This window comes from Nitratireductor sp. ATLC21, assembly GCF_057196525.1.
Map to the genome: position 1 here is coordinate 1,344,500 of NZ_JBXUOU010000002.1, position 17,117 is coordinate 1,361,616.

Annotated in this window: 17 protein-coding genes; 8 read left to right on the top strand and 9 right to left on the bottom strand. The window is 59.3% G+C overall.

Annotated features, from left to right (window positions below):
- Positions 1–40: 40 nt before the first annotated feature.
- The 3 genes from AC2CHD_RS13965 to AC2CHD_RS13975 form a co-directional block, all read right to left on the bottom strand.
- The gene (locus AC2CHD_RS13965) at positions 41–802 is read right to left on the bottom strand and encodes an ABC transporter permease (RefSeq protein ID WP_322339351.1); all 762 of its coding nucleotides are present in this window, start codon (positions 800–802) and stop codon (positions 41–43) included.
- Positions 799–1,728, bottom strand: coding sequence for an ABC transporter ATP-binding protein (locus AC2CHD_RS13970; protein ID WP_484554155.1), 930 nt, complete (start codon positions 1,726–1,728; stop codon positions 799–801). Before AC2CHD_RS13970 ends, AC2CHD_RS13965 begins: the two co-directional genes overlap by 4 nt.
- Before the next feature lie 133 nt (positions 1,729–1,861).
- Entirely contained in the window at positions 1,862–2,140 is a 279-nt protein-coding gene (locus AC2CHD_RS13975; RefSeq protein WP_484554156.1) for a hypothetical protein, read from the bottom strand.
- Positions 2,141–2,318: 178 nt separating this feature from the next.
- Here AC2CHD_RS13975 and fabD point away from each other — a divergent pair, with 178 nt between their 5' ends.
- From fabD to gmk, 8 genes are all read left to right on the top strand, one after another.
- Positions 2,319–3,260, top strand: a complete 942-nt coding sequence (gene fabD, locus AC2CHD_RS13980) for an ACP S-malonyltransferase (RefSeq protein ID WP_229447355.1) — start codon at positions 2,319–2,321, stop codon at positions 3,258–3,260.
- Positions 3,261–3,311: 51 nt separating this feature from the next.
- Positions 3,312–4,049 carry a 3-oxoacyl-[acyl-carrier-protein] reductase gene (fabG, locus tag AC2CHD_RS13985; RefSeq protein WP_484554157.1) on the top strand — a complete coding sequence of 246 codons (738 nt, stop codon included), beginning with the start codon at positions 3,312–3,314 and terminating at the stop codon, positions 4,047–4,049.
- 23 nt (positions 4,050–4,072) lie between these two features.
- Entirely contained in the window at positions 4,073–4,627 is a 555-nt protein-coding gene (locus AC2CHD_RS13990; protein WP_484554158.1) for a GNAT family N-acetyltransferase, read from the top strand.
- Positions 4,628–4,860: 233 nt separating this feature from the next.
- Positions 4,861–5,097, top strand: a complete 237-nt coding sequence (locus AC2CHD_RS13995; RefSeq protein WP_007007691.1) for an acyl carrier protein — start codon at positions 4,861–4,863, stop codon at positions 5,095–5,097.
- 52 nt (positions 5,098–5,149) lie between these two features.
- The gene (gene fabF, locus AC2CHD_RS14000; protein ID WP_229447353.1) at positions 5,150–6,406 is read left to right on the top strand and encodes a beta-ketoacyl-ACP synthase II; all 1,257 of its coding nucleotides are present in this window, start codon (positions 5,150–5,152) and stop codon (positions 6,404–6,406) included.
- A 190-nt stretch (positions 6,407–6,596) separates the two neighbouring features.
- Positions 6,597–7,763 (top strand): endolytic transglycosylase MltG, encoded by a 1,167-nt coding sequence (gene mltG, locus AC2CHD_RS14005; protein WP_223020297.1) that lies wholly within the window; start codon positions 6,597–6,599, stop codon positions 7,761–7,763.
- Between the two features lie 39 nt (positions 7,764–7,802).
- Positions 7,803–8,693, top strand: coding sequence for a YicC/YloC family endoribonuclease (locus tag AC2CHD_RS14010; RefSeq protein WP_459439768.1), 891 nt, complete (start codon positions 7,803–7,805; stop codon positions 8,691–8,693).
- 3 nt (positions 8,694–8,696) lie between these two features.
- A complete protein-coding gene (gmk, locus tag AC2CHD_RS14015; RefSeq protein ID WP_223020299.1) occupies positions 8,697–9,362 on the top strand; it encodes a guanylate kinase in 666 nt (221 codons plus the stop codon).
- Between the two features lie 3 nt (positions 9,363–9,365).
- Here the strand turns inward: gmk and rsmA are convergent, their stop codons facing one another.
- The 6 genes from rsmA to AC2CHD_RS14045 form a co-directional block, all read right to left on the bottom strand.
- Positions 9,366–10,196 carry a 16S rRNA (adenine(1518)-N(6)/adenine(1519)-N(6))-dimethyltransferase RsmA gene (rsmA, locus tag AC2CHD_RS14020; RefSeq protein WP_229447350.1) on the bottom strand — a complete coding sequence of 277 codons (831 nt, stop codon included), beginning with the start codon at positions 10,194–10,196 and terminating at the stop codon, positions 9,366–9,368.
- Positions 10,193–11,203 (bottom strand): 4-hydroxythreonine-4-phosphate dehydrogenase PdxA, encoded by a 1,011-nt coding sequence (gene pdxA / locus AC2CHD_RS14025; RefSeq protein ID WP_484554159.1) that lies wholly within the window; start codon positions 11,201–11,203, stop codon positions 10,193–10,195. Before pdxA ends, rsmA begins: the two co-directional genes overlap by 4 nt.
- Before the next feature lie 68 nt (positions 11,204–11,271).
- Entirely contained in the window at positions 11,272–12,207 is a 936-nt protein-coding gene (locus AC2CHD_RS14030) for a peptidylprolyl isomerase (protein ID WP_229448079.1), read from the bottom strand.
- A 188-nt stretch (positions 12,208–12,395) separates the two neighbouring features.
- On the bottom strand, positions 12,396–14,765 hold the full coding sequence (locus AC2CHD_RS14035; RefSeq protein WP_484554160.1) for an LPS-assembly protein LptD: 2,370 nt from the start codon (positions 14,763–14,765) through the stop codon (positions 12,396–12,398).
- Between the two features lie 26 nt (positions 14,766–14,791).
- The gene (gene lptG, locus AC2CHD_RS14040; protein WP_484554161.1) at positions 14,792–15,877 is read right to left on the bottom strand and encodes an LPS export ABC transporter permease LptG; all 1,086 of its coding nucleotides are present in this window, start codon (positions 15,875–15,877) and stop codon (positions 14,792–14,794) included.
- On the bottom strand, positions 15,874–17,079 hold the full coding sequence (locus tag AC2CHD_RS14045) for an LptF/LptG family permease (RefSeq protein ID WP_484554162.1): 1,206 nt from the start codon (positions 17,077–17,079) through the stop codon (positions 15,874–15,876). The genes lptG and AC2CHD_RS14045 overlap by 4 nt, the downstream gene beginning before the upstream one ends.
- Positions 17,080–17,117: the final 38 nt, after the last annotated feature.

A 17,117-nucleotide genomic window follows, 5' to 3' on the forward strand; every position in this document is an offset into this window, starting at 1 on the left:
GCACAGAGCGAATCTGAAAGATCGCGACGCGCTTTAGCGTTCACGTCTTGAGCTTGTAACCGGTCTTGAAAATCCACCAGATGGCGCTGAGGCAGAGGACAAGGAAGAAGGAGATCATGGCGATGCTCACGCCGATCCCCACATCCGACGTCTCGTAAAAGCTCCAGCGGAAGCCGCTGATGAGGTAGAGCACCGGGTTGGCAAGTGTCACCTTTTGCCAGAATTCCGGCAGCATCTCGATGGAGTAGAACGAGCCGCCAAGGAAGACGAGCGGCGTGATCACCAGCAGCGGTATCAGCTGTAGCTTTTCAAAATTGTCGGCCCAGATGCCGATGATGAAGCCGAAAAGACTGAAGGTGACCGCCGTCATCACCAGGAAGAACAGCATCCAGAAAGGATGCCTTATCTCTATGGGGACGAAGAGATGCGCCGTTGCCAGGATGATGAGGCCGAGGATCAGCGACTTGGTCGCCGCCGCCCCCACATAGCCAAGCACGATCTCGAAAAAGGAGATCGGTGCCGAAAGCACCTCGTAAATCGTGCCGATGAACTTGGGGAAGTAGATGCCGAACGACGCGTTTGAGATGGAGTTCTGCAACAGCGTCAGCATCATCAGCCCGGGAACGATGAAGGCGCCATACTGGACGCCGTCGATCTCCTCGATGCGGGAGCCGATGGCCGCGCCGAAGACGATGAAATAAAGCGAGGTGGAGAGAACGGGCGAAATCACGCTTTGCAGAAGCGTGCGTTTCATGCGCGCCATCTCGAAGAGATAGATGGATTTGACGGCTTCGAAATTCACTGGTTTTCCTCCACCACGAGGCTCACGAAAATGTCTTCGAGCGAGCGTTGTTCCGTGTCGAGATCCTTCACGGTGATCCCGGCTTCGCTCAGCGCAGACAAGAGGGAGGCAATTCCCGTCCGTTTCGCCTGTGTGTCATAATGATAGATGATCCGCGTGCCGCCATCGGCGAGTTCAAGATCGTATCCGGCGAGTTGGTCCGGAAGTGCCTTCAGCGCCTTCTGCAGATCCAGCGTGAGCTGCTTCTGGCCGAGTTTGCGCATCAATTCGGCCTTTTCCTCGACCAGAAGGAGCTGGCCTTTGTTGATGACACCCACGCGGTCGGCGATCTCTTCCGCCTCTTCGATATAATGCGTGGTCAGGATGATGGTGACGCCGGTGTCGCGCAGACGCTTGACCAGTCGCCACATATCCTTGCGCAGCTCCACGTCGACACCCGCGGTCGGTTCATCCAGAAACAGGATCCGCGGCTCATGTGCCAGGGCCTTGGCGATCATCACGCGCCGTTTCATGCCGCCCGAGAGCGCCATGATCTGGGTGTCTTTCTTGTCGTAGAGTGAGAGATCGCGCAGGATCTGCTCGACCAGCGCCGGCGCCGGCTTCTTGCCGAAAAGGCCGCGGCTGTAGCTGACCGTCGCCCACACCGTCTCGAAGGTCTCGGTGTGCAGCTCCTGCGGCACCAGGCCGATGAGCTGGCGGGCCTGGCGATAGTTCTGGACAATATCGTTGCCCTCCACCGTCACCGTGCCGGTGGTAGGTTTCACCAGACCGCAGATGATGGAGATCAACGTTGTTTTCCCGGCGCCGTTTGGGCCGAGCAACGCCAAAATCTCACCACGCTGGATATCGAGGTCCACTGACTTCAGAGCGGTCAGACCGGTATCATAGGTTTTTGAAAGATCTTTGATGGAAAGAGCTGTCGTCATGGGAAAAGTCCCTCATGTCGGGGCGATGGCAGGCCGCGCACATATAGGCAATATGCAACCTGCTTGCCAGCGCCCGCACTTGTTCGCTGACATTTCCTGACATGAGCGGACGTTGTTTTACCCTTCGACGGGCTCAGTTGTTTTCCGGATCGGTCTCTGCAGCGAAGGCTAGCTGTCCGCAGCGCACCATCGCGTAGAGCGCCGGGACGCCTATGATAGCCGACAGGATGATCTCGCCAACGGCCTGAAGATGCAACAGGCCGGAGAGCCCCCAGATGCTCGCTGCCGAGGCGGCGGCAACTTCCGTGGAAATGAAAAGCGTTACGGAAACAAAGCCCACCGTTTGCGCAAGTGTGAGCTTGCCGCGAGGCGCAACGTCCCGCTGTCGCAACGCTGTTGTTTCAGAAGACATGTCTAAAAATACCCCTGCACGCCACCGGAAATGGGGCGGAACAGCGATACATCTCTCCTCAATTGTGGAGTTTTCATGTCACAGGGAACGCAGGCCGAAAACACCCAAAAAGCTTGACGCGCCGATTGTGTTGCGTCACCAGATGCGCCCGATAAGGACGAATACCGGAGATTTGGCGATGAGCATCGCTTTCACCTTTCCAGGTCAGGGAAGTCAGGCTGTCGGCATGGGGCGCGATCTGGCCGATGCGTTTCCAGAAGCGCGCGACGTGTTCCAGGAGGTCGATGACGCGCTGGAGCAGAAGCTTTCCAGGATCATGTGGGAAGGCCCGGAGGATGAGTTGACCCTCACCGCCAATGCGCAGCCTGCGCTTATGGCCGTTTCCATCGCGGCCATGCGGGTGATGGAAAAGGGCGGTCTCTCACTCAAGGACAAGGTGTCCTACGTGGCGGGTCATTCGCTTGGCGAATATTCCGCGCTCTGCGCTGCCGGCACATTCTCCCTGGCCGATACCGCTCGGCTGCTGCGCATTCGCGGCAATGCCATGCAGGCTGCGGTGCCGGTGGGCGAGGGGGCGATGGCTGCGATCATCGGTCTCGAAGCTTCAGACGTGGAAGCGGTCTGCTCCACTGCCGGCAAGGAGGGCGTCTGCCAGATCGCCAATGACAATGGCGGCGGACAACTCGTGATCTCCGGTGCAAAGAGCGCTGTGGAAGAAGCCGCGAAGCTCGCCTCCGAAAAGGGCGCCAAGCGTGCGATCATGCTGCCGGTTTCCGCCCCCTTCCACTCCGCGCTGATGCAGCCTGCCGCCGAGGCGATGCGCGAAGCACTCGCCGATGTCAGGAAACACGCCCCCGCGGTTCCAGTGGTGGCCAATGTTACCGTCTCGCCTTTGCGCGATCCCGAAGAGATCGCCGAACGGCTGGTCGAGCAGGTCACGGGCCGTGTGCGCTGGCGCGAAACCATTGACTGGTTTGCACAGAACGGCGTGGAGACCCTTTATGAAATCGGCTCCGGCAAGGTGCTCTCCGGTCTCGCCCGTCGCATCAACCGTGATCTCGCCGCAGTTCCGGTCAACACACCGGCAGATATAGAAGCGGCGATGGCGGCACTCGGCTGAGCCGGGCCGCTTGTACAACGAAGAATTTAGGTGATTGAAAAGGACAAGGCCATGTTTGATCTGAGCGGCCGCAAGGCACTGGTGACGGGGGCGTCCGGCGGCATCGGCGAGGCCATCGCGCGCACCCTGCATGCCCAGGGTGCCGTCGTCGGCCTGCACGGCACACGGGTTGAAAAGCTGGAGACCCTCGCTTCCGATCTCGGTGATCGCGTTAAGCTGTTTCCCGCCAATCTGTCTGACCGCAATGAAGTCAAACAGTTGGCGGAGAAGGCGGAATCGGAACTTGAAGGCGTGGATATCCTCGTCAACAATGCGGGCATCACCCGCGATGGCCTTTTTGTGCGCATGAGCGACGAGGACTGGGATCAGGTGCTCGAGATTAATCTCGGTTCTGTTTTCAGGCTTACCCGCGAGCTCACGCATCCGATGATGCGCCGCCGGTTCGGTCGCATCATCAACATCACCTCCGTTGTGGGCGTCACCGGCAATCCCGGTCAGGCAAATTACTGTGCCTCCAAGGCAGGTCTGATCGGCTTTTCCAAGTCGCTCGCCCAGGAAATCGCCAGCCGGTCGATCACCGTCAATTGCGTTGCCCCCGGCTTTATCGAATCGGCCATGACCGACAAGCTCAACGACAAGCAGCGCGACGCGATCATGGGTGCCATACCAATGAAACGCATGGGCAGCGGGAATGAAATCGCATCCGCCGTCGCATATCTGGCGTCCAATGAGGCCTCCTACGTCACGGGCCAGACCGTGCACGTCAATGGCGGCATGGCGATGATCTGAGCGCGGTTCGGGCAGGAGGAGCGATGGACGGGCTTGCCACGAGGCGCTTTGTGCTGCGCGACTTCGAGCCTGCCGACGTTCCGGCGCTGGCCGCCTACCAATCCGACCCGCGCTTCGTTTCCGCCCGCAAAAAGGCAGGGCAGGAAGCGGGCGATCCCGCCGAACTGGTGGCGCTCTTTCGCTCTTGGGCGCAGGAGCGCCCGCGCCGGAACCACCAGTTTGCCGTCATCGAGCGCGAAACCGGCCGGCTCGTCGGTTGTGCCGGTGTCCGCACGGCAAATTGTCCACAGGGCAGTGGTGAGCTGGGTATAGAGCTTTCGCCGGATATGTGGGGGCGCTACGGCAGTGCCGCCGAGATCACGCGCGGCCTGTTAGACTTCGGTTTCTCCACGCTCGCCCTGAGCGAGATATTTGGTGAAACCACCGCACAAAATCACCAGGCGGCAAGGCTTGCTTCCTTTCTTGGCGCTCGTCTCGAAAGGCCTGTACGACAGGGAAACAAAGGGATCGAGACCCCGGGGGAGCCTGTCATTTGGCGTTTCCTGCGCCGTGACTGGCGCGCCGGGGCCGGTGTCTGATGCGACTGGCCGCAGGAGTGGAGGGATGAGGAATAACGCTTGGCGCGCGCGCCAAAATCGTGATAAGCGCCCGCTCGAAGCCGTTCCGCCCGCCGCATGCACGCTGTGCATCGTCATCGGAGCATAACAGACTGGGCGTCGATCGTATCGGCGCTTTAGTCGTCATTTCGCTTGATTAGCGGCATTCGTGCGGCTAACGAAGATCGGAAATTCAGAAAGTCGAGGGTTCTCTCATGAGCGATACTGCAGAACGCGTTAAGAAAATCGTTGTCGAACATCTGGGCGTCGAAGGCGACAAGGTGACCGAAGGCGCAAGCTTCATTGATGATCTTGGCGCAGACAGCCTCGACACGGTCGAGCTGGTCATGGCGTTCGAAGAAGAGTTCGGCGTGGAAATCCCGGACGATGCAGCCGAGACGATCCTCACCGTCGGCGACGCTGTGAAGTACATCGACAAGGCGACCGCCTGACGCCCGTCCGGCGTTCTCGCTACGAAACGTAGTCAAGGCGGATAATCAGCATATGAGACGCGTTGTCGTCACCGGTATGGGGCTTCTTTCACCTTTCGGCCTCGGTGTTGAACATGGGTGGAAGAGCCTGCTTTCGGGCAAGAGTGCGGCCAGCCGCATCGATCGTTTCGAGGTCGATGACCTGGCCTGCAAGATCGCCAATTCGATCCCGCGTGAAGGCGAGGGGGCATTCGACCCCGATGCCTTTCTGGAGCCGCGCGAGCAGCGCAAGATCGGTGAGTTCATCACCTACGGCATTGCTGCGGCAGACCAGGCGCTTGAGGATTCGGGCTGGAAACCGGAAACCGACGATGAGAAATACGCCACCGGCGTGCTCATCGGCTCGGGAATCGGCGGCATCGAGGGCATTGCTGAAAACGCCTTGACGCTTGCTGAGCGCGGCCCGCGCCGCATCAGCCCCTTCTTCATCCCCGGCAACATCATCAACCTGGTCTCGGGCCAGGTGTCGATCCGCCACGGGTTGAAGGGACCGAACCATGCGGTGGTGACCGCCTGTTCCACAGGCGCGCATGCCATCGGCGACGCTGCCCGTCTCATCATGCTCGGCGACGCAGACGTCATGTTGGCGGGTGGTGCGGAAGCACCGATCACCCGCCTTTCCATTGCCGGCTTTTCGGCCTGCAAGGCGCTTTCCACCAGTTTCAACGATACACCGGAAAAGGCTTCCCGGCCCTATGACCGCGACCGTGACGGTTTTGTCATGGGCGAGGGCGCCGGCGTTGTCGTTCTGGAAGAACTGGAACACGCAAAGGCGCGTGGCGCAAAGATCTATGCGGAAGTGGTTGGCTACGGCCTGACGGGCGACGCTTACCACATCACGGCTCCGGCCGAGGATGGCGACGGTGCCTACCGTTGCATGAAGGCTGCATTGAAGCGCGCAGGTCTTTCCGCCGCCGATGTGGACTACATCAACGCGCATGGCACGTCGACCATGGCGGATACGATTGAACTCGGTGCCGTGGAGCGTCTTCTGGGCGATGCCGCGAGCAAGGTGTCGATGTCGTCCACCAAGTCGTCGATCGGTCATCTTCTGGGTGCAGCCGGCGCGGCAGAAGCCATTTTCTCGGTTTTGGCCATTCGCGATAACATCGCCCCGCCGACCATCAATCTCGACAATCCACAGGTGGAAACACCCATAGACTTGGTACCCAATCAGCCGCGCGAGCGACAGATTGACGTGGCATTGTCCAACTCTTTCGGCTTTGGTGGCACCAATGCGTCTCTCGTATTCAAACGGTATGACGCCTGAGGCTTTGCAACAACAGGCTTGCAGTTTTGCCATTTTCGCAATTCAGTCTGGCAGTCACGAATCGAAACGGTGGTCACCAGGCTCTGGAAGATCGGTCTTCTGAAGCCAGCGTGATTGCTCAGGGTGTTTATACAGAATAGGACAGGACCGGCGACCATTGGCGCCGTTCTGAGGGAGCGGTCCAACAGGCATGACAGGGACTTCCGGAGACAATACGGGCTACGGCCGTCAGGCGGGCGAGGAACGCGGTCGTGCGTTCAAATCGGCCAACCAAACCTTGCGGCCAGAGGCGGGCACACCGCCTCCGCGGCGCTCGAAGCGTGCGCGCAGCCAGTTTGTGGTGTTCCTGAACTTCGTGTTCTCATCCATCGTGTTTCTGGTCATTCTTGCCGGTTTCGCATTTTACTTTGGCAAGCGGGAATTCCATCAGCCAGGCCCTTCGCGGACGGCTGAGACCGTTATGATCAAGCCGAACACCGGTGTTCGTCAGATTGCAAGCCTGCTTGAGCGGGAAGGCGTTATCTCCGATGCCCGGATATTCTCGCTCGGCGTTCGTGCCTATGGCGCGGATTCCGAGTTGAAGGCGGGCGAGTACGCCATCGATGCCGGCGCTTCCATGCATGAGATCATGGAATTGTTGAAGAGCGGCAAAAGCGTTCTTTACTCGCTCACCATTCCTGAGGGCCAGACCGTGTTCCAGGTGTTCGAGCGGATCCGTGAAACCGAAGAGCTTTCTGGCACTCTGCCCGAGGAACTCCCGCCCGAAGGCAGTCTTGCCGCCGATACGCTACGTTTCACGCGCGGGATGGACCGGACGGCGGTCGTGGAGAAACTGCTCGAGGATCAGCGAGAGCTTGTCGACAGCATCTGGGAACGTCGCGACGAAGACTTGCCCATTCAGGACAAGAACGAATTCGTGACACTCGCTTCCATCGTGGAGAAGGAGACGGGCATAGCTGACGAACGCCCGCGGGTTGCCGCCGTGTTCATCAACCGTTTGCGCAAAGGCATGCGTCTGCAGTCGGATCCCACGATCATTTACGGGTTGTTCGGTGGTCAGGGTAAACCATCTGATAGACCGATTTATCGATCCGATCTCGACAAGAAAACGCCCTACAACACTTACCTGATCGATGGTTTGCCGCCCACACCCATTGCCAATCCTGGCCGCGCGGCACTTGAGGCCGTGGCCAATCCCTCTCAGACGGATGAGCTCTATTTCGTCGCCGATGGAACAGGCGGGCACGTTTTCGCCAAGACGCTCAAGGAACACAACGAAAATGTCGCTCGCTGGCGCAAGGTGGAACGCGAGCGGCGGGCGGAGGGTGAGAGCGCCGGCGAGAACGGCTCGAACTGAGCCGGTGCGCGCGTTGACACGACTGCACGAGGGGGAGGCATGAGCAGGCTCCAGAGCATGACGGGTTTTGCCCGTGCCGCACGCGACCACGATGCAGGAAGCGTCGCCTGGGAGGTGAAGTCGGTCAACGGGCGTAGCCTCGAAGCGCGCTTTCGTCTGCCGGCAGGCTTCGAGCGCATCGAGCAGACGGCGCGTCAGCGCCTGCAGAAGCGATTTTCCCGCGGCAATGTTCAGGCTTCACTCACTTTCACGCAGAGCGCCGCTTTGCGCCGCCCTGTCGTCGACGAGGACTTTCTAAAAGAGATAGCGGCTCTTGCCGGACGGTTGCAGGACCAGTTCGGCACGGGGCCGGCAACAGCCGATGGGCTGCTGGGTCTGCGTGGGGTTCTCGATTTCGCCGATCCAGTCGCGGATGAAGAGATGCGCGCGTCCCTGGATGAGGCGATCCTTGCGGCCTTCGACGAAGCGCTACAGGGCCTTGAGGAAGCCCGACGGGATGAGGGCAGTGCGTTGCAAGCAATAATGCTCGATCATGTGGCGCGTATCGAGGCCTTGACCGATCAGGTGGAAGCTGATGCTTCGCGCTCTCCCGAGGCCATTCGGGAGCGACTGCGGGAGCAGGTAGCGCGACTTCTCGATGCAACCACCGGCTTCGATTCGGATCGTTTGCATGCGGAAGCAGCCATTCTCGCGGCAAAAGCCGACATACGCGAGGAAATTGACCGTCTGCGCACGCACATCGCATCGGCGCGGGCGCTGATCGCCGCAGGCGGCCCCGTCGGGCGAAAGCTCGACTTTCTGGGCCAGGAGTTCAACCGCGAATCCAATACGCTTTGCTCAAAATCCAATGCGGCAACCGTGACGGCCATTGGCCTGGAGCTGAAGGCCGTGGTGGATCAGTTTCGCGAGCAGGTGCAAAATCTGGAGTAGACCATGTCCTCGGAATTCTCGCCTGCCGTTTCCACCGACGTCTCGCGGCGCGGTCTTATGCTGGTACTGTCATCGCCCTCGGGGGCGGGAAAATCCACCATCGCGCGCACATTGCTGGCGCAGGTGCCAGGTTTCGAGCTTTCTGTCAGCGTGACGACGCGCGCGCGTCGAGGCAGCGAGATCGAAGGGGTCCATTACCATTTCAAGTCGCAGCGCGAATTCGAAATCATGCGCGACAATGACGAGCTGCTCGAATGGGCCGAAGTTCACGGCAATTTTTACGGCACCCCACGCGGCCCGGTGGAGAGGGCGCTCACAGAGGGCCGCGATATGCTCTTTGACATAGACTGGCAGGGAGCAGAGCAATTGCGCGAGAAGATGCGCGGCGATGTCGTGTCGATCTTCATTCTGCCGCCGACCATGAAAGAGCTTCTCGGCCGTCTCACACGGCGCGCAGAAGATACGCCGGAGATCATTCAAACACGTCTGAAAAACGCACGCACCGAGATCGAAAAGTGGATCGACTACGATTACGTGGTCATCAATGATCAGCTTGATCGGGCCTTTTCTTCAGTGCGCTCGATCGTCGAGGCAGAACGCCTTCGCCGCGACCGGCGTCCCGGCCTGTTCGATTTCGTGGCAGGGCTTTTGGCAGAAGAGGCGAACTGACGCTTAGGCGTTGTTTGCCAGCGTGACGAATTCAGCCACCGAAAGCGTCTCTGCCCGGCGCGTGGCATCAATCCCCGCCCGTGCCAGAAGCGTCTCCCCACCGAGCGATTTCAGGCTCTGGCGCAGCATTTTGCGGCGTTGTCCGAAGGCTGCTTCGGTGATTTTCGCCAGCTTCGCCGGTTCGACGGCCAGCGGTGCCGTACGCGGCACGATATGCACCACCGACGAGGTCACTTTGGGCGGCGGGGTGAAGGCTTGTGGGGGCAGGTCGAAAGCGATCTTTGCCTCCGTGCGCCACCCGGCCAAAACCCCAAGCCGGCCGTAGGCCTTGTCGCCAGGCTGCGCGACGATCCGTTGCGCCACCTCGCGTTGAAACATCAATGTCATGGAGGCGTAGAAGGGCGGCCAGCTTTCCGGCGTCAGCCAGCGCAGCAGAAGCTCGGTGCCGATGTTATAGGGCAGGTTCGCCACGATCCGCACATCACCTGCCGCATGCGGTGCCAGAGCGGCGAAATCCGTTTCCATGGCATCGCCACTGACAACGTCAAGCCGGCCCGGATAGTGGCCGGCGATTTCAGCCAGGGCGTCAAGGCAGCGTTCATCGCGCTCGACAGCGATGACACGTTCGGCGCCTGCCATGAGAAGTGCTCGCGTCAGGCCTCCAGGGCCGGGGCCAACCTCGATCACCGTCGTGCCTTCGAGGTTTCCGGCAGCGCGCGCCACCTTCGCCGTCAAATTGAGATCGAGAAGAAAATTCTGACCGAGCGATTTCTTCGCGGCAAGGCCATGAGCGGCGATCACCTCGCGCAGCGGCGGCAGGCCGTCGGCGCTCATCGCACGCCACCGGCGTTGTTCGCCAGCTCACGCGCAAGCCTCATCGCCGCAATCATGCTGTCAGCTCGCGCAATGCCTTTGGAAGCAATATCAAACGCTGTGCCATGATCGGGAGAGGTGCGAATGAAGGGGAGGCCAAGGGTGACATTCACTGTCTCATCAAACGCAACGGTTTTAACGGGAATCAATGCCTGGTCGTGATACATGCAAAGCGCTGCGTCATAGCCTTGTCGAGCGCGAGCATGAAACATCGTGTCGGCGGGTAGAGGGCCAAATGCGTCGATGCCTTCCGCCTGCAGCGCCTGGATTGCGGGTGCGATGATATCGTTGTCCTCGGTTCCCATTGCCCCGCCTTCGCCTGCATGGGGATTGAGGCCGGCGATCGCAAGCCGGGGGGCGGCAATGCCAAAGCGTTCGCGCAGATCGTGTGCGGCAATCCTCGCCGTTTCTTCGACAAGCTCCCGTGTAAGCGTTGAGGGAACCGTTGCCAGCGGCTCATGAACAGTCACCGGTATGGTGCGCAATTCAGGGCCTGCCAGCATCATCACAGGCTTTGCTGGAGCGCCGGTAATCTCTACTGCCAGATGACCGAGAAACTCCGTATGGCCTGGATAGCGGAAACCCGCGTCATAGAGTGGCTTCTTGGCTATGGGAGCTGTCACCACCGCTGCAGAGCGCATCTGCATCGTATCATCCACGGCCCGCGAAATCGCCTCGATGACACCAGCAGCATTCACCGTTTCTGCATGTCCCGGATTGTCGGTCAGCCTGTTGTCGAGCGGCGAAATTGGCAGGTGTGTAGCAAAGCCGACCACCGCCTGTTCCGGTTCGGTTTCCGCAATCGGAACATCCAGTCCCAGGGACCGCGCACGCGCCGAAACAAGCGCCGGATCCCCAAGGAGGTAAAATGGAGGCAACTCATGCCTGCGTCTTTCGAGCCAGGCCTTGAGGATGATTTCGGGACCTATCCCGGAAGGATCGCCGATGCTGAGCGCGAGCGGGAGCACGACCTATCTCCTTCTGGAGAAACAGCTGGTGGAAAGAAGGGGCCCGGTTGCGCCGGACCCGTAGCAAATCAGCGCTGGCTGATACGCGCGTTCTTGCGCAACTCGGCCAGGAAGGACTGAGCTTCTTTTTCCATTGCGTCATTGCCAGAATTTTCATTCTGGAAGACCATTTGTGCCACGCGATCATCGGAAACCTCGCGTGTGCTGCACACACCGATGAATTCGACTCCGCGCTCAGTTTCACGCACGCCCGTGGCATTTCCGGGAGAGGTATTTTTGACCTGGTCCTTCCAGTCCGCTGGAAGCTCCGGTTCAAGAATGCGGCCAAGGTCGCGCACCGTCACGTCAATCAGGCCCTTGGCAAACTGACGCGTGCTATCGCAACCGCGGAAGCGATCGCGCATGGCTTGCGCCTCACGTTTGCGCTTGCCCAGAAGGCTGGAACGTTCCCCCGACGGGACCACGAAGATCACCTGCTGGAGCATGTATTCGGTGGCGCTTGGTTTGCTGCCGCCCTGCTGGAGCATTTTGGCAACGACATCCTGCTCGCTCATGCGACCCGCCGAATTGGAGCGCGCCTGCATGACACGCCCCCAGCCGATCTGTGAACGGATGAATTCCTTGAAATGATCGGCTGTAACGCCACTTTGCGCCAGAACGGTGTTCAGCTGGCTGGTCGACATGCGGTTGCCGCTGGCGAAGCGGGCATAAGCCTGGTTCACCATCTCATCGGGAATGTTGATGTTGCGCCGCTGCATTTCCTGCATTTTCAGCGTCTGCTCGATCATTTGATCGGTCGCTTTCTGGCGCAGATTGCCACCTTCACGCTGCAGTTTGAGGAACGCCACGCGACGGTCGATATCGTAACTGGTGATCGGCGCGTTGTTCACCACATAGCGGATTTCCGTCGCCTGTGCGCTCGCACCGGCGAAAAACGGTAGAGCCGTTGCCATGGCTACCGTAAGAACACCCGCGCTCAGAAACCGCCTGCAATTGCTAAACATCGTCATTGATCTCATCTTTGCACCCCGCAATTGCGCCTGAGATAACAGCAAATGCACGGGAGCTACAGTCCCTTAAGCTGTTTTATCGTCATCGGGTGGGGCAAAAACATGGCCTTTTGCCATGAGAGAAGGCGCAAATGCCAAGTGAAAAGGCCCCGTCACCTGAACGGGGCCTGAAAAAAGGCAGGCTAGAAGCTGGTGTTCAGCTCGCCGCTGCTGGTGCCGAAGTCGCCGATTGTCCGCAGCGAAATACGGAAACCGAAAGACTGGCTGACTTCCTGCGTGTCGCGGTTCTTGCTGCGGGAATAGGTCATCGAATAGATGAAACATTCGTCGCCGTAGGAGAACCCATAATCGTTCTTCACGAGGGTCTGGCTCTCGACATCATATGTACCCGAGGCGAAGCCGCTCCAGTTTTCGTCAAAGCGAACTTTGGCAACACCGGTAACTTCCTGCCGGTCCTCTTCAAACCCGTAGAGTGGCTGTGCTTCGATGTAGGCATATTGCAGCGACGTCGTGAGCTGGCCGAACGTCGCGGCCGTCTTCAGATCGGTGCGGCGAATGTCGAATGTCTTTTCGTCGAAGCGTGCTCCGGCCGAAAACGCAAAACCATTCGGGCTGGCAATGCCGATCATACCCACAAAATCGGAGACGTCCGTTTCCAGGCCCGAATAGGCACCCGCATGGACGAGGTCCGTCTGGGCATATGGGTTGGCACCGGCCAGATGATAGGATTGTCCAAACAGCCCCTGGGTGGTCCATCCATTGGCAAAACTGCCTGAATAGCGGACGCCCACATTGGCGCGTGTGCCGCCCTCAATCCGGTCATAGCCGGAGAACTTGTCGCGCTCGAACAAGGTCGTCGCATCGAAAACAAGCGACTGCGCGTCTTCGTTCGGAATGCCCAGCTTGTCCTGATGGGATGCATCGGGACGCAGGAAAATCTGCGCCATCGGCTCCAGAACATGGCTGGCGCTCGAGGTGGAGAACAGGATGGGCCAGCGCGCTTCCAGGCCGGCCGTGGCCATGTAGCGATAATAGGATGAGCGAACGTCACTGCCGACAGCCGTGCTGTTGAGCTCGAAACTGGTAACACCATTAACGGTGTTGGCATCGTAGTCGGTGTAGATCGCATCGCCCCGCGCCTGCAGGATCGGCGTCACAACAAGGCCGCCGGCGCTTACGAAGGAACGCTTCCATTCGGCCTCCGCCGTCATTCGGCTGGCCAATCCCTCGATGCCGTCGATACGCTCATAGATTCCCGAATTCTGGGAAGTCATGTTCCCGCTAAGAGAGTCCCGGTAAATATTCTGGACATTCACATCGAAATTCAGCTCGCCCCCGACAACCGCTTCATCAGGCGTGTAGGAATAATCGAAGCTGGGCAGAACCCAGGGCTGCTTGTCGTTCCGCGCCTTGTTCGAGCTATCGAGAACGTTTTCCTGAACATCGAAATGATAGGCTCTGAGATCGAAGAAGTTCCGGTCGTCGAGACCTGTCAGATAGAGCTGCGATGTCTGCACCGTGTCGGAAAACCCGTCGATGCCATAGGTGCGTGAAAAATTCTTGTCGGTCTGCGCCAGCACATCCCAGCCGAACGTCCAGCGGGGATTGATGCGGAACTGGCCCTTCGAACCGATCATGCCACGACCGGTTTCGCTCCTGTTGACCGTATTCGCATCCCAGGCTTCCGGATCCTGTTGTTTGATGCCGGCGATCTTGATGCTGTATTGGCCATTGTCGAAACGCTGGCGCCATTCGGCCTCACCGAGGAAACCCTGCTTGGTATAATAGGTGCCCGTTACGGTCAGGTCGTAGGTCGGTGAAAAGGCGAAATAATAGGGGACACTGATGCCGACCCCCATTTCCTCCTTGTAGGTCGCGCCGGGAATGAGAAAGCCGGACTTTCTCTTCACGGTCGGATCGGCGACTTCGAAGAAGGGAAGGTAGGCGATCGGCATGCCGAAGAATTCAAATCGCGAACCTTCGAAGCGAACGGTTTTTGATTCGCCGTTCCAGATGATCTTCTGGGCTTTGATCTGCCAGATCGGTGGCTTGCCGGGCTTCTCGCGGCATGGCTCACACGCGGTGTAAACACCGTTGTTAAATGTCGTCAGTTGTCCGCCGGAACGCTCCGCGCTTTCAGCAGCGAAATAGGTCTTGTCGACAGTTTCGATCCGCAGTGCATTGACAAAACCGTCACGGAAGTCGTCGGTGACATCGATCTCGTCGGCAAAGATCTTGTTGCCGTCTTCTTCGATTATCTGCACGCGCCCGCGAGCCACCACGCGCGATGTCCTGCGGTCATAGACGACGCGGTCTGCGACGAGGCTGTTGCCTGCATATTCGATCTGCACACCGCCAGCAGCGGTGATTGTATTGAGATCGTTGTCGTAAATCAGGTTGTCCGCAGTCAGGAGCATCTGCGCGCCCTGCGGCAAATCGGAAACGTCCAGGCCGCCCGTCTGCGCAAGGGCAGGGGCCTGTGGAAGCAATGTATAGGTGCACAAGGTTGCCAACGCGGTCGCGCCCATCAAATGCGCTAACCGTGTGGACATGCCGGCTCTCTTTGCCGCAACCCCCACTAACCGTCCTCCTTGTACAATAGGAAAGTCACCCCATAGAACATCGCCACGACCACAGGCGTCCATGCAGCCACCACCGGAGGAACAACTCCAGCGCTGCCGAACGCCTTGACCAGGACCGAAACCACATAAAGCAGAAACCCGGCGAGGATTCCACCCAGAATCACCGTTGCTGACTGTCCCATTCTGGTAAATCTCATCGATACCGTAGCGGCAATCAGGGTCATGGCGACCAGCAATAGGGGCAACACCACAAGTGAATGAAAATGCGTGGCAAACGCGTTCGCTTTGAGCCCGAAAGAGCGCGCAACTTCAATCTTTCCAGGCAGTGCATAGATCGATGTTGCTTCGGGGCGGGCAAGCTGCTCGCCGACGAACTCCGGCTGCAGGTTGGTTTCGATCTGGATGTTCTTGATCTTTTCTGCCGCAGCGGTACCGCGTCGACGTGCCACGTCCTGGAGATCCCAGTAGCCGTCGCGGAGGAACGCTCGCGCGGCGTCAAGTCGTTCGAAGATGCGGCCTTCGGCGTCGATTCGGAAAAATGTCGGGCGCACCAGCACCTGGCCGCCGTTCAAAACAGAGCTTGATCCGATGATGGTTTCCTCATCGCCCGAGCGCTGTTTGATCCACTGCTCAGCCTCGGAATTGGTGCTGCTCTTGGCGCCGCGCACTTCGGCTTCAACGCTCTGTGCCTGGGCGAATCCGTTGGCGGCAAGCGGATTAAGCGCCGCCACCGCCAGAACACCGAACAAAAACGAGCCGAACGCGATCGGCGTCAGGAACTGCCAGGCGGACACACCGGCGGCGCGGGCCACAACGAGTTCATACTTGCGGTTCAGGCTGATCAGCGTCGCCATCGCGGCGATGAGCCCGATAAAGGGTATAGCCTGCAACAGGATGATCGGCGTCTGCAGCGCGGCAAGAGAAAATGCCCATTGAGCCGTATAGCCGGGCAAACCGGCCGAGCGGCTCGACACTTCAGCGAACGTCACGATGAAGATCAGCAGGCCGATGCCGAAGAAGTTCCATGCCGCAATCGAGGCGTATCGGCGAAAGAAGTAGCCGCCCAGCGTCAGGCCGATCATCCGCGCCTCCCGGCCGGTGTCCGCCTGTTTGCGAGCTTGACGCGCCAATGTGTCATGCTCTCGGTCAGTCGTTGCATGCGCGCGTTCAGCTTTTCAACCCAGTGCGTTGGCAATTCCATCACGCGATTGGTGAGGATGAAGACTGCACATAGTCCAATCATCAAAAGAGGAGCGGCATAAAGCACGAAGGAGAAGAATGGAGAGCTTTCGGCTTCCGTGCCCGAATAAAACCCGACCCACCGCACGATCAGCGAAATCGCCATTGTGGTCACAATCGGATGGAGCCGGGCCTCGCGGAACGACCGCGCATCGCCGGCGACGGCAAGCGCGACCATGGCGAAAACGAGCGGATACAACCATTCCGAAAGCCGCATATGCAGTTCCGCGCGGATGATCTGGGGCGACTTCTTGTAGAACGTGTCATTCACATCCGGATTCAAAAGAAAGCCGAGTGACCGATCCTTTGGATGCAGTGTCGGTTCTCCCCCACCTCCGCTCGTGAACTGCGAAAGGTCGAACGCATAGGAATCGAAGCGGATCGTCGAGACGTCGCCATTCACCGATTGGCGCTGTACCATCCCATCCTGCATTACCAGGATTGAGCCTCCCTCGCGCTCCACTGCCGCGCCGGTTCGCGCGTGGTAGACGAGCTTGGTGTTCTCATCGCGCGAATCGGCCACGAAAATACCGCCCAGAAGGCCGTTGGGCAGGCGCTCCGAAACCTGCACGAAAAGCCCGTCATCGACCTTCTGGAACGAGCCTTCCTGCAGCACTGTGGTAATCAGATCCGCGCGGGCGTTGGCGAGCACCGACCGGAAAGCCTGGCGCGAGGCCGGCTCAAGCGTGTTGTTGATCAGGAAGGAGGCAAGGCTGGCGCCGATGGCGATGATGAGGATCGGGCGGATGATGGTGGCGCGCGGCGCGCCCGATGCGTTGATGACCACAAGCTCGGAATCCGAGTTCATCGTGGCGAGCGTCTGAGCCACAGCGATGCCGAGCGCAAAGGGGATCACAATGGGGATGACGGACGGCAGAACGAGGGCCGCAACGAAAAAGAACGTGCCGGCGGACTGGCCGCTATCGGTCACGAGATCGATCCGGTTGAGGACCTGCGTCGTCCACACCAGCGCGAGCACCCACAGCAACGCCGCCGCGAACAGCGCGAAGGTGCGACGCATGATGTAAAGTTCGATCACCCGCATGGATATCGACAATCCGTTTCGTTGGAACAGCCCTTTAA

Coding starts and splice junctions, on each gene's coding strand:
- lptG (WP_484554161.1), bottom strand. CDS start 15,877: ATGATCGGCCTGACGCTGGGCGGCTACTTCTTTCGCCGATACGCCTCG.
- fabG (WP_484554157.1), top strand. CDS start 3,312: ATGTTTGATCTGAGCGGCCGCAAGGCACTGGTGACGGGGGCGTCCGGC.
- AC2CHD_RS13995 (WP_007007691.1), top strand. CDS start 4,861: ATGAGCGATACTGCAGAACGCGTTAAGAAAATCGTTGTCGAACATCTG.
- AC2CHD_RS14030 (WP_229448079.1), bottom strand. CDS start 12,207: ATGTTTAGCAATTGCAGGCGGTTTCTGAGCGCGGGTGTTCTTACGGTA.
- mltG (WP_223020297.1), top strand. CDS start 6,597: ATGACAGGGACTTCCGGAGACAATACGGGCTACGGCCGTCAGGCGGGC.
- AC2CHD_RS14045 (WP_484554162.1), bottom strand. CDS start 17,079: ATGCGGGTGATCGAACTTTACATCATGCGTCGCACCTTCGCGCTGTTC.
- AC2CHD_RS14035 (WP_484554160.1), bottom strand. CDS start 14,765: ATGTCCACACGGTTAGCGCATTTGATGGGCGCGACCGCGTTGGCAACC.
- fabF (WP_229447353.1), top strand. CDS start 5,150: ATGAGACGCGTTGTCGTCACCGGTATGGGGCTTCTTTCACCTTTCGGC.
- AC2CHD_RS14010 (WP_459439768.1), top strand. CDS start 7,803: ATGAGCAGGCTCCAGAGCATGACGGGTTTTGCCCGTGCCGCACGCGAC.
- gmk (WP_223020299.1), top strand. CDS start 8,697: ATGTCCTCGGAATTCTCGCCTGCCGTTTCCACCGACGTCTCGCGGCGC.
- rsmA (WP_229447350.1), bottom strand. CDS start 10,196: ATGAGCGCCGACGGCCTGCCGCCGCTGCGCGAGGTGATCGCCGCTCAT.
- AC2CHD_RS13975 (WP_484554156.1), bottom strand. CDS start 2,140: ATGTCTTCTGAAACAACAGCGTTGCGACAGCGGGACGTTGCGCCTCGC.
- fabD (WP_229447355.1), top strand. CDS start 2,319: ATGAGCATCGCTTTCACCTTTCCAGGTCAGGGAAGTCAGGCTGTCGGC.
- AC2CHD_RS13970 (WP_484554155.1), bottom strand. CDS start 1,728: ATGACGACAGCTCTTTCCATCAAAGATCTTTCAAAAACCTATGATACC.
- AC2CHD_RS13990 (WP_484554158.1), top strand. CDS start 4,073: ATGGACGGGCTTGCCACGAGGCGCTTTGTGCTGCGCGACTTCGAGCCT.